Origin of the sequence: Nosocomiicoccus massiliensis, from assembly GCF_000438455.1 — a bacterium.
Lineage (GTDB): Bacteria > Bacillota > Bacilli > Staphylococcales > Salinicoccaceae > Nosocomiicoccus > Nosocomiicoccus massiliensis.
This window is the reverse complement of the sequence record NZ_CAVG010000062.1, coordinates 1-11,783: the sequence shown is the minus strand read 5'-3', so window position 1 is coordinate 11,783 and position 11,783 is coordinate 1. Positions and strand designations below refer to the sequence as shown.

General features: G+C 38.6%; 7 protein-coding genes and 1 pseudogene. 7 read left to right on the top strand and 1 reads right to left on the bottom strand.

Going from position 1 to position 11,783, the window contains the following annotated elements; translation table 11 throughout:
* Positions 1 to 13 precede the first annotated feature (13 nt).
* Positions 14 to 2,707, top strand: a complete 2,694-nt coding sequence (gene acnA / locus TJ68_RS03025; protein WP_040928663.1) for an aconitate hydratase AcnA — start codon at positions 14 to 16, stop codon at positions 2,705 to 2,707.
* A gap of 39 nt (positions 2,708 to 2,746) precedes the next feature.
* Here acnA and plsY read toward each other — a convergent pair whose 3' ends face one another.
* Positions 2,747 to 3,343 carry a glycerol-3-phosphate 1-O-acyltransferase PlsY gene (gene plsY / locus TJ68_RS03020; protein WP_040928662.1) on the bottom strand — a complete coding sequence of 199 codons (597 nt, stop codon included), beginning with the start codon at positions 3,341 to 3,343 and terminating at the stop codon, positions 2,747 to 2,749.
* A 195-nt stretch (positions 3,344 to 3,538) separates the two neighbouring features.
* Here plsY and parE point away from each other — a divergent pair, with 195 nt between their 5' ends.
* From parE to TJ68_RS08495, 6 genes and pseudogenes are all read left to right on the top strand, one after another.
* Positions 3,539 to 5,512, top strand: coding sequence for a DNA topoisomerase IV subunit B (gene parE, locus TJ68_RS03015; RefSeq protein ID WP_420329223.1), 1,974 nt, complete (start codon positions 3,539 to 3,541; stop codon positions 5,510 to 5,512).
* Complete coding sequence (gene parC / locus TJ68_RS03010; RefSeq protein ID WP_040928660.1) at positions 5,505 to 7,913, top strand: DNA topoisomerase IV subunit A; 2,409 nt, start codon at positions 5,505 to 5,507, stop codon at positions 7,911 to 7,913. Before parE ends, parC begins: the two co-directional genes overlap by 8 nt.
* Before the next feature lie 84 nt (positions 7,914 to 7,997).
* Positions 7,998 to 8,798 carry a gluconate 2-dehydrogenase subunit 3 family protein gene (locus TJ68_RS03005; protein ID WP_040928659.1) on the top strand — a complete coding sequence of 267 codons (801 nt, stop codon included), beginning with the start codon at positions 7,998 to 8,000 and terminating at the stop codon, positions 8,796 to 8,798.
* Positions 8,791 to 10,545 carry a GMC family oxidoreductase gene (locus TJ68_RS03000; RefSeq protein ID WP_040928658.1) on the top strand — a complete coding sequence of 585 codons (1,755 nt, stop codon included), beginning with the start codon at positions 8,791 to 8,793 and terminating at the stop codon, positions 10,543 to 10,545. Before TJ68_RS03005 ends, TJ68_RS03000 begins: the two co-directional genes overlap by 8 nt.
* Before the next feature lie 96 nt (positions 10,546 to 10,641).
* The gene (locus TJ68_RS02995) at positions 10,642 to 11,178 is read left to right on the top strand and encodes a helix-turn-helix domain-containing protein (protein ID WP_040928657.1); all 537 of its coding nucleotides are present in this window, start codon (positions 10,642 to 10,644) and stop codon (positions 11,176 to 11,178) included.
* Positions 11,178 to 11,783 (top strand): annotated as a pseudogene (locus TJ68_RS08495) (IS3 family transposase); the annotation flags it as partial. The gene TJ68_RS02995 and the pseudogene TJ68_RS08495, both read left to right, overlap by 1 nt.

Sequence of the window (11,783 nt, the reverse complement as noted above, 5' to 3'; positions counted from 1 at the left end):
GGGGGGAAATTTTATGGCAAACAATTTACAAGAAAATGCAAAGCGCACATTGAATGTAAATGGGGTTCTGAAGACATACTACTCACTCAGATCTTTAACAGATGCTGGGCATAGTGATGTTGAACAGCTACCATATTCTATTCGTGTGTTATTAGAATCTGTCTTACGTCAGTATGACGGACATTCTATTCAAGAAAAACATATCGAGTCTCTTGCGAACTGGGACAAAGGTGATTTACAAGGTAAAGAAGTACCGTTTAAACCATCACGTGTAATTCTTCAAGACTTTACAGGTGTACCAGCTGTCGTGGACTTAGCGTCATTACGTAAAGCGATGAATGACAAAAACGGTGACATTCAAAAAATTAACCCTGAAGTACCAGTGGACTTAGTCATCGACCACTCAGTACAAGTTGATTCTTACGGCACACATAGTGCACTCGTTAAAAACATGGAATTAGAATTTGAAAGAAATAAAGAGCGTTACGAATTTTTACGCTGGGCAGCTGAAGCGTTTGATAACTATCAAGCAGTGCCACCAGCTACAGGTATCGTTCACCAAGTAAACTTAGAGTACTTAGCAAACGTTGTACATGACCGTGACAATGTAATCTTCCCTGACTCACTCGTTGGTACAGACTCTCATACGACAATGATCAACGGTTTAGGAGTGCTCGGATGGGGTGTTGGTGGTATCGAAGCTGAAGCAGGAATGCTCGGTCAACCAAGTTACTTCCCATTACCTGAAGTTATTGGTGTTAAATTAAAAAACCAATTACCAGAAGGTGCAACAGCAACAGACTTAGCATTACGTATCACTCAAATGCTACGTGAACACGGTGTTGTTGGTAAATTCGTTGAGTACTTCGGTGAAGGGGTATCAAATTTACCACTTGCTGACCGTGCAACGATTTCAAACATGGCACCAGAATACGGTGCAACGAACGCATTATTCCCAGTCGATGAGGAAACATTAAACTACTTAAGACTAACTGGTCGTTCTGAAGATCATATTCAATTAGTTGAACAGTACTTAAAAGAAAACGATTTATTCTTTAATCCAGATAAAGAACCAACATATTCTGAAGTGCTTGAATTAGACTTATCTACAGTAGAGCCTTCATTATCAGGACCGAAACGTCCTCAGGACTTAATCTTACTTTCAAAAATGAAAGAAGAATTCGAAGCGTCTGTAACGAGAGAAAATGGTAACCACGGTCACGGTTATTCTAAAGAAATCTTCGACCAAAAAGTCGACGTTGAGTATAACGACGGTGGAAAAGAAACTCTTAAAACAGGTGATTTAGTCATCGCTGCTATTACATCTTGTACGAACACATCTAACCCGTACGTTATGTTAGGTGCAGGATTAGTTGCTAAAAAAGCAGTCGAAAAAGGATTATCAGTTCCTAAGCACGTGAAAACTTCACTTGCACCAGGTTCAAAAGTAGTTACTGGTTACCTTGAAAACTCAGGTCTTCAAGAGTATCTAGATAAGCTAGGGTTTAACACTGTTGGTTACGGTTGTACGACATGTATCGGTAACTCAGGTCCATTACGTGACGAAGTAACAGAAGCAATTACTGAAAACGACATGCTCGTGTCATCTGTATTATCTGGTAACCGTAACTTTGAAGGGCGTATCCACCCACTAGTTAAAGCGAACTACTTAGCGTCACCACAGCTCGTAGTTGCTTACGCTTTAGCAGGTACGGTTGATATTGACCTTTATAACGATCCGATTGGACAAGATAAAGACGGTAACGACGTATTTATGAAAGATATCTGGCCATCAATTCAAGAAGTTAGAGATACTGTGTATGAAACAGTAACACCAGAATTATTCAAACGTGAATACGAGACAGTGTTTACTTCAAACGAAACGTGGAACAACATTAAAGTAACAGATGCACCATTATACGACTTCTCTGATGATTCAACGTATATTCAAAACCCAACATTCTTCGAAGAGTTACCAGAAGAAGCGGGCAAAGTTGAAGCATTAAATGACCTTAAAGTTCTTGCGAAGTTCGGTGACTCTGTAACGACAGACCACATTTCTCCAGCAGGTGCGATTGGTAAAGATACACCAGCAGGTAAATGGTTAATTGAACAAGGTGTATCACCACGTGACTTTAACTCATACGGTTCTAGACGTGGTAACCATGAAGTAATGGTACGTGGAACATTTGCGAACATTCGTATTCGTAACCAAGTTGCACCAGGAACTGAAGGTGGATACACAACTTATTGGCCAACTGGCGAAGTAATGAGTATTTACGACGCAGCTATGAAGTATAAAGAAGACGGCACTGGTTTAGTTGTACTTGCTGGTGACGACTACGGAATGGGATCAAGCCGTGACTGGGCAGCTAAAGGTACAAACTTACTCGGTGTGAAAGCAGTACTTGCTGCATCATACGAAAGAATTCACCGTTCTAACTTAGTTATGATGGGTGTATTACCGCTTCAATTTGTTGAAGGTAAACACGCTGAAGACTACGGTTTAGAAGGAAACGAAACGTTTAACATCCCTGTAAACGAAGATGTTAAACCAGGAGATATCATTACAATCACTGCGACTAAAGAAGATGGAAGCACTGTAGATATCGATGTTAAAGTGAGATTTGACTCTGAAGTAGAAGTAGACTACTATCGTAATGGTGGTATCTTACAAATGGTACTTAGAGACAAACTTAAAAACTAATTGCTCACATATAAAAGGCCAAGACAAATGTCTTGGCCTTTATTTCTTTTTAAATAAGTATGCTTTTGGTTCAGTTTTGTTTTTAATCCGCTTCATGTTTGGTATGTGTTTAAAGACGATAAGTATAAAGAGTATTCCTGATACGATTTTCAGTGCTAAATTATTTGTAAATAACGATAGTATAAAGAGCATCGTAACGGCAGATACACTCGCAAGTGATACGTAGTGGAATACAGTTAAGACGATTAAAAAACAGAGTAAAATAATTAAAAAGATAAGAGGCGTAACGGCCATGATCACACCGGCACCAGTTGCGACAGCTTTTCCACCTTTAAACTTTAAAAATATAGAAAAAACATGACCAAGTGCTGCACATAATCCAAATATAATGACCGGTATATCTACGTTCATCCACATCGCTACATAAACTGGAATTGCACCTTTTAAAAAGTCTAATATTAAGACGATAATCCCTGATTTTTTACCTAAAATTCTAAACGTATTCGTCGTACCGATATTACCGCTTCCGTGTTGTCTTATATCGACGTTATAAAACACTTTTCCGATAATGTAAGCAAACGGAATCGCACCAAAAATATATGAAGCAATAAGTAAAACAATTGTTGATAATTCCATTTGACACCCTCATTTTTAATAGTAGGTAATAATATTTTAACACATCTCGCTCGTGTGTATATAATTATTAATGAAGCGTCTATAATAATGTTATGTTAACTTATAAAATATGTTAGAGGTTTTCAAATTGAGGGAAGTACTATAAAATATAAGAAGAGTTTTTAATTCGAACGTATGTTTGTAGGAGGTACACGGTTGGCACATTCAAATTACTCAGATGACTCAATTCAAATATTAGAAGGCCTAGATGCGGTTCGTAAACGTCCAGGTATGTATATAGGATCAACGGACGCGAGAGGTCTTCATCACTTAGTATATGAGATTACAGATAACGCAGTAGATGAAATTATTAACGGATTTGGAAATAAAATAGAAATTACAATCAATAGAAATGGAAGTATTACTGTGAGTGATAACGGACGTGGATTACCAACAGGCATGCACCAAAGTGGTAAGTCGACGCCAGAAGTTATTTTTACAATCCTCCACGCTGGAGGTAAATTTGGCTCTGGTGGATATAAAACGTCTGGAGGACTTCATGGTGTTGGTGCGTCCGTCGTAAACGCATTATCAGAATGGCTAGAACTTGAAATATGTAGAGACGGTAAAAGATATAGTATGTCATTTAAAAACGGCGGAGAAGTTGACGAGCCGTTAAAAGAAATTGGCAATACGAACCAAACCGGAACGCGTGTCACGTTTAAGCCGGATAACACGATTTTTAAAACGGGTACACAGTTTAACTTTGAAACGATCGTTGACCGTATGAGAGAATCCGCATTTTTAGAAAAAAATCTAGAAGTGATTATTACAGACTTAAATACAGATAAACATGAATCGTTTCATTACGAAGATGGCTTACTTTCTTTTATTAATTTCTTACATGAAGGTAAAGAAAACTTCGGATCACCGATCGCGTTTTCTGGTAATCTAAACGGTATGCAAGCAGATGTTGCATTTCAATATAATGACCAGTACACAGAAACGGTCATGAGTTTTGTAAACAATGTCCGTACGAAAGACGGCGGTACGCACGAAGTTGGCTTTAAATCATCATTTACACGTATTTTTAATGATTTCGCACGTAAAATTGGTGAATTAAAAGATAAAGACAAAAACCTCGAAGGTAACGATATTCGTGAAGGGCTAACAGCTGTCATTTCCGTTAAAATTCCTGAAGAGTTACTTCAATTTGAAGGACAAACAAAAGGGAAGCTCGGTACACCTGAAGCGAGACAATTAATGGATCACGTTTTAAGTGAGAATTTACCATATATTTTAGAAGAGAACGGTGTTTTATCTGCTGAACTGGTTAAAAAAGCAATTAAAGCAAGACAAGTGCGTGTCGCTGCACGTAAAGCACGTGAAGAGATGCGTAACGGTAAAAAATCCAAACGTCGTGACGTTTTACTATCTGGTAAGTTAACACCAGCTCAAAGCAAAAACAGAAAGAAAAACGAACTCTTTTTAGTAGAGGGGGACTCTGCAGGAGGTTCAGCGAAACTTGGTCGCGATAGAAAATTCCAAGCGATTTTACCGTTAAGAGGTAAAGTGATCAATACAGAACGCGCACGTTTTGAAGATATCTTTAAAAATGAAGAAATAAATACGATTATCCATACGATCGGCGCAGGTGTTGGTAATGAGTTTGATATCGATCAAGTGAATTACGATAAAGTAATCATTATGACAGATGCGGATACAGATGGTGCACATATTCAAGTACTACTCCTTACTTTCTTCTTTAATTATATGCGTCCACTTTTACATGCGGGTAAAGTGTATATCGCGTTACCTCCGTTATTTAAATTAGAAAAAAAACGTGGTAAAAAACAAGAGGTTCGATATGTATGGACAGAAGAGGAACTTGAAGAAATGAAAGAAGAACTCGGGGATAACGTTGAAATTCAACGCTACAAAGGTCTCGGGGAAATGATGGCAGACCAGCTTTGGGAGACGACGATGGATCCAGAAAATCGTACGCTCATTCAAGTGCTCATCGATGACGAGGCGCTCTCATTAAAACGTGTATCTACGTTAATGGGAGATAACGTTGAAATTAGACGTGACTGGATTGAAGAAAATGTCAGCTTTACGTTAGAAGATGACGCGTCAATACTCGATAGTGATCGTATAGACATTTTAGAGGACGGTGATAGTTATGCATAAACATATTCAACAATTAAAACTTGAAGACGTCATCGGTGACCGATTTGGGCGATACAGTAAATACGTCATACAAGACCGTGCGATTCCAGATGTACGTGACGGATTAAAACCCGTACAGCGCCGTATTTTATATGCGATGTATAAAGACGGAAATACGTATAACAAAGGATATCGTAAATCTGCGAAAACTGTCGGTAACGTAATTGGTAACTATCACCCACACGGTGAATTGAGTATATATGACGCGATGGTACGCTTAGGTCAAGACTGGAAGATGCGTGAAGAGCTCGTTCAAATTCACGGTAACAAAGGTTCAGTCGACGGAGACCCACCAGCAGCAATGCGTTATACTGAAGCGCGTCTGTCTGAATTATCGGGTGAGTTATTAAACGATATCGATAAAGATACTGTCGACTTTATGGACAACTTCGACGACACGGCAAAAGAACCGACAGTATTACCGTCAAAGTTTCCGAATATTTTAGTGAACGGTTCAACTGGTATTTCAGCGGGTTACGCAACAGACATCCCACCACATAATTTAGAAGAAGTGATTAATGCGACGTTAAAAGTCATCGATAAACCGACTGTAAAAACAAGTGAATTACTTGAAATTATGCCAGGACCTGATTTCCCAACAGGTGGGATTATTCAAGGTAAAAAGGAACTTCAAAAAGCATATGAAACAGGACAAGGTAGAATTGTCGTGCGTGCAAAAGTCGACGTTGAAACTAAACGTGGAGACAAAGTGCATTTAGTCATTACAGAATTACCGTTTGAAGTAAATAAAGCAGCACTTGTTAAAAAGATCGATGAAATTATATTAGATAAAGAAGTCGACGGTATGTTAGAAGTACGAGATGAAACAGACCGTGACGGTTTAAGGGTAATCATCGAATTACGTAAGGACTCTAATATCGATGCGATACTCAATTACTTATATAAAAAGACGAATTTACAAGTGTCGTATAACTTTAATATGGTCGCGATTAATAACCGCCGACCAAAATTATTAAGTTTAAAAGAGATGTTAGAAGCATATATCGCACATCAAAAAGACGTCGTTTTACGTCGTTCTAGATATTTACTCGATGCAGCGTCAAAACGTATGCACATTATCGAAGGATTAATGCGTGCGTTATCGATACTCGACGAAGTTATTCGAATTATTCGTGAATCAGAAAATAAAAAGAATGCGAAAGAAAACTTAATGAGTGCGTATGATTTTACTGAACGACAAGCAGAAGCAATCGTCATGCTTCAGTTATATCGTTTAACAAATACTGATATCGTAGATTTAGAAAACGAACATGTCGATTTAGAATTCGAAATCAATACGTTAAAAGAAATTATCGACGATGAAAACACGCTTAAAAAAGTAATTAAAAAAGAATTGCGTGACGTGAGACAACAATTCAAATCAGAGCGCTTAACTGTCATAGAAGACAAAATACAATCACTTGAAGTAAATCGTGAGATGTTAATTCGAGAAGAGGATACAGTAATTACTGTGACACGTGACGGATACATTAAGCGTACAAGTCCGAGAAGTTTTGGAGCGAGTCCATTTGAAGAACTCGGTATGAAAGATGACGATGAGTTACTGTTCTTTAAAGAAGGACATACGCTAGAAACGTTACTCGTGTTTACAAACCGAGGTAATTATATGGTAATCCCTGTCCATGAACTAGAAGAGATTCGTTGGAAAGACCACGGCGTACATTTATCGAGTAAATATAATATCGAAAGTAATGAGTACCCACTGTTTGCGTATGCGATTGAGTCGTTTGATGAAGCGGCTTCTATCGTCATTACGACAAAACTTGGTCAAGTGAAGAAAACAACGTTAAAAGATCACGAAATGACACGCATTAACCGTGTGATTACAGCGATCAACTTAAGCAAAGACGACGCGGTCGTTAGCGTGGACGTTGTCACGGACAATACGAACATATTGTTGCTGACTAAAAACGGTATCGCACTGATGTTTAAGATCGATGAAGTATCAGAAACTGGCCTTCGTACAAAAGGTGTTAAAGGTATTTCATTAAAAGATAATGACGCAGTCGTATTCGGACAACTCGTAAAGGATAATGATTACTTGTTATCTGTGACAAATAGAGGTGCAGTTAAACGTACGAGTATCGACGTATTTGAGCTTGGTAAACGTAGTCAAGTCGGTAAAATGTTATATAAAACAGTGAAGTCAAAACCGCATGAGGTAATACGTGCCACACTTTACAAAGGTAACTTTAAGATTTTCTTATTTAATGATACGGAGCATGTAGATATTGAAGCAATGGACATTCGTTTATCTGACAAATATTCAAATGGTTCATTTGTGATTGACGAAGATAAATTTGGGGAAATAGAAACTGTAATTTTTTCTAAATATATATAATACGGTCGAAATGCTTTACCGTATTGTATTTTAGATGTAAGTTGTTAAAATAGAGATATGATAATGTAAAGGGGGAAAATTATCATGGCTGAAAACAAAAATGAAAAACAGTTTTCAAGACGTGACTTCCTGAAGACAACAGGTGTTGCTACTGGTGGTATTATCGGTGGTTCGTTACTTGGTGGACTCATTGGGTTCAACTTAGATGGCGGTAAATCAGATGCACCGACTGTCGGAGGAGGCGATTCTGGTGAAGGTGGCGGCCAATCGGCTGAATCACTCCCAATTAAAGATGCGCGAACATACTTCAGTCGTCAAGACGACTTTAAAAACCTTGCTGCAGCTGCAGATATAATTTATCCAGAAGATGATAATGGACCGGGTGCAACTGAACTCGGCGTACCGTATTTCATCGATAGACAAATGTATGGTCACTACGGACATAACTCAACAGACTACCGTTTTGGACCATTTGAACCGATGCGTTCAGATACTCACGGGCGTCAAGAAAGAATTACACGTGGTGAGATGATGATTATCGGTTTAAGAAAATTAACTGATGTCAGTCAAGAAGCTCACGATAAAAAGTTCCATGAACTTGAAGAGAAACAAATGATTGATATTTTAAAACAATTTGAAGCGGGAGAAGTTGAAACGCCAGGTATGCGTTCAGAGGCATTCTTTGAATTATTAAGAAGCCTTGTGATTGAAGGTGTGTATTCTGACCCGGTTTACGGCGGCAATAGAGATATGGCAGGTTGGAAGATGATCGGTTACCCAGGACCACGTATGGGATGGGAACACGATATTATGTCTGAAGAGTTCTTAGAACTCGAACCTGAAAGTTTAAGAGATTATCAAGGAGGAGGCGTAACTTATGGCTAAGAAATTAGATAAAGTCGACGTAGTTGTTGTAGGTACCGGCTGGGCTGGTGGAGTAGTAAGTGCTGAAATGGCGAAAGCTGGTAAAAAAGTAGTTACACTAGAGCGTGGTGGAGACGCGAACCGACAAGACTATATCGGTGTAAAAGACGAGCTTCGTTTTGATAATCGTTTCCAAATCATGCAAAATCTAAAAGGTGATACAGTAACGTCACGTAACGAAATGGACGAAACAGCATTACCTGTTCGTACGATGAAAGACTTCCAATTAGGAGTTAACGTCGGTGGAGCAAGTGTGCACTGGGCAGGTAGTACATATCGTTACTGGCCATATGACTTTGAAATTCGTAGTATGACTGAAGAGCGCTACGGAAAAGATAAAATTCCTGAAGAAATGTCAATTCAAGACTGGGGAATTACTTACGAAGAGCTTGAGCCATATTATGAAATGTGGGAGAAAACAGCAGGTATTGGTGGGGAGCAAGATCCATTAGCTCCAGAACGCAAAATGGAATGGCCAAACCCACCAATGGAAGAAACTCCTCCATTAAAATTATTTAAAGATGCAGCGAGAGAACTCGGATTACATCCGTTCCAAATGGCATCAGGAAACATGTCTCAAAACTATGAGAACCCTGATGGTGAAAAGATGAACGCTTGTATGTACTGCTCATTCTGTACACGTGCAGGATGTGACTTCAGTGCAAAGTCTGACCCACTCGCAACAGTTATTCCAACTGCTTTAAAACACGATAACTTTGAATTACGTACACATTCTCTTGCTCGTAGAGTACTGTACAACAAAGGCTCTAAAAAAGCAGAAGGTATTCTTTATACAGACTTAGTTACTGGTGAAGAGTATGAGCAACCAGCAGACGTTGTTGTACTTGCAGCATTTGCGATTTCAAACAACCGTCTACTTATGCTTTCAGACATCGGTGAACAGTACGACCCAGAGACACGTAAAGGTGTAATTGGACGTAACTTCAACGGTCAATACAACTCTTCATTTAACGGTGCAAGAGGATTCTTCGACGATAAGAAGTTTAACTTATACATGGGTGCAGGAGCACTTGGTGCTTGCTTAAACGACTATCAAGCAGATAACTTTGACCACACTGATTTAGACTTCATCGGTGGTGGATGTATCGAATTACGTCAATACGGATTTGGTGCGATCGCTAGTGGACAAAACATTAAAGGCGATACACCAACATGGGGTAAAGAGTTTAAAGAAGAGTCACTAAAATATGCATATAGTATGCTACACGTTTGGTACTCTGCATGTACTTTATCTTACTACCACAACTACACGGATTTAGATCCAACATATAAAGATGAGTTCGGTGACCCATTATTACGTGTAACGTATAAATTTGGTGACAACGAACGTAACATCGCGAAGTTCGGTGTAGAAAGATGTCATGAAATCCTAGAAGCGATGGGCGCAGACCACATCGAAGACGACCAAGTACCTGAAGAATTTGACCACAAGTATCAAGGTGGACACTACACAGGTGGAGTAATCATGGGTGAATCAAGTGAGAACTCAGCAGTCAACAACTATCTACAAATGTGGGACGTTGACAACCTATTCGTAGTCGGTGGATCAGCATTCCCTCAATTTGGAGGACACCACCCAACACCAACAATCGGTGCACTCGCATACCGTGCGTCAGAAGGTATCCTAAAATACTTAGACGACGGTGGCGGACAATTAGTAAAAGATAAAGAAGCGGCGAACGCATAATATAAAATTTAATTCGCACACCCTCTAATGCTAGATGAAAATCTAGTTTTGCACTGACCCCCTAAATCCGGACACGGATTTAGGGGGGTTATTTGTATGTCAAAATACAGTTATTATTTGAAGATAGACATTATAAGAAGATATGAAGAAGGATTAGGGCCAGTCGGTCTTTCTAAGGAATTTAACGTAAAGAAAGATACAATCAAAAAATGGATTAGACAATATAAGATACATGGTGATGAAGGTCTTAAAAAAAGCATGTCCAAAACACGTTATTCTGGTGAGTTTAAGTTATCCGTATTAAACTATAGGAAAGATAACGAAATTTCCTATACAGAAACAGCTCAAGTCTTTGGTATTAAAACGCCATCTACCATTGCTAGTTGGCAGCGAAAGTATGATGAAGAAGGCTTTAGTGGTTTATGTGGTACTTTAGGAAGACCTAGAAAATGTGAGGGAACGACTATGGCTAAGAATAACCATGAACCAAAAGAACTATCAAAGTCTGAAAGAGAAGAACTTATTGAACTAAGAGAAAGAAATGAGTATCTTGAAGCAAAACTGCTTTACCAAAAAAAGTTGGATGCCTTGCTTCGGGAAAAGCGTGCTCAAACAAAGAAAAGACGCAAGTAGTACTAGAAGTAAGGCAAATTAAACCAAAGATTAAACTAAGTACTTGGTTAGAGGTTTCTGAGTTACCAAGATCTTCATTTTATGAATGGAAAGAAAAATTAAATCAGGTAAATGAATCTGAGCAGCGATTAGTTCAACAAATACAATCTATCATTCAAGAATCTAGATTTACTTACGGATATAGAAGAGTTGTACTCGCACTGAAGAATCTAGGAATTATTGTGAACCATAAAAGAGTGCTCAGACTTATGAAGAAGCACAATTTATTGTGTACGAAATTCACAACAAGAAGTAGAAAGTATAGTTCGTATAAAGGTGAAGTTGGAAAAATCGCAGATAATGAGCTAAACAGAGCATTTAACGTAGATCAGATGAATGAAGTTTATGTCAGTGATGTAACTGAGTTCAAAGTGGACAACTCAGATGTCAAAGTGTATCTCTCACCCATTATGGACTTATATAATAGTGAGATTGTGTCATTTAGTATCTCTACATCGCCAACTGTTCGCTTTGTTTGTATTTCCTTAGAGAAAGCTATTGAAAAGCTGCCTACAGAGCATAATCTCATGATTCATACAGATCAAGGATTCCAATATCAGCATAGC

Coding starts and splice junctions, on each gene's coding strand:
- TJ68_RS03005 (WP_040928659.1), top strand. CDS start 7,998: ATGGCTGAAAACAAAAATGAAAAACAGTTTTCAAGACGTGACTTCCTG.
- acnA (WP_040928663.1), top strand. CDS start 14: ATGGCAAACAATTTACAAGAAAATGCAAAGCGCACATTGAATGTAAAT.
- parC (WP_040928660.1), top strand. CDS start 5,505: ATGCATAAACATATTCAACAATTAAAACTTGAAGACGTCATCGGTGAC.
- TJ68_RS02995 (WP_040928657.1), top strand. CDS start 10,642: ATGTCAAAATACAGTTATTATTTGAAGATAGACATTATAAGAAGATAT.
- TJ68_RS03000 (WP_040928658.1), top strand. CDS start 8,791: ATGGCTAAGAAATTAGATAAAGTCGACGTAGTTGTTGTAGGTACCGGC.
- plsY (WP_040928662.1), bottom strand. CDS start 3,343: ATGGAATTATCAACAATTGTTTTACTTATTGCTTCATATATTTTTGGT.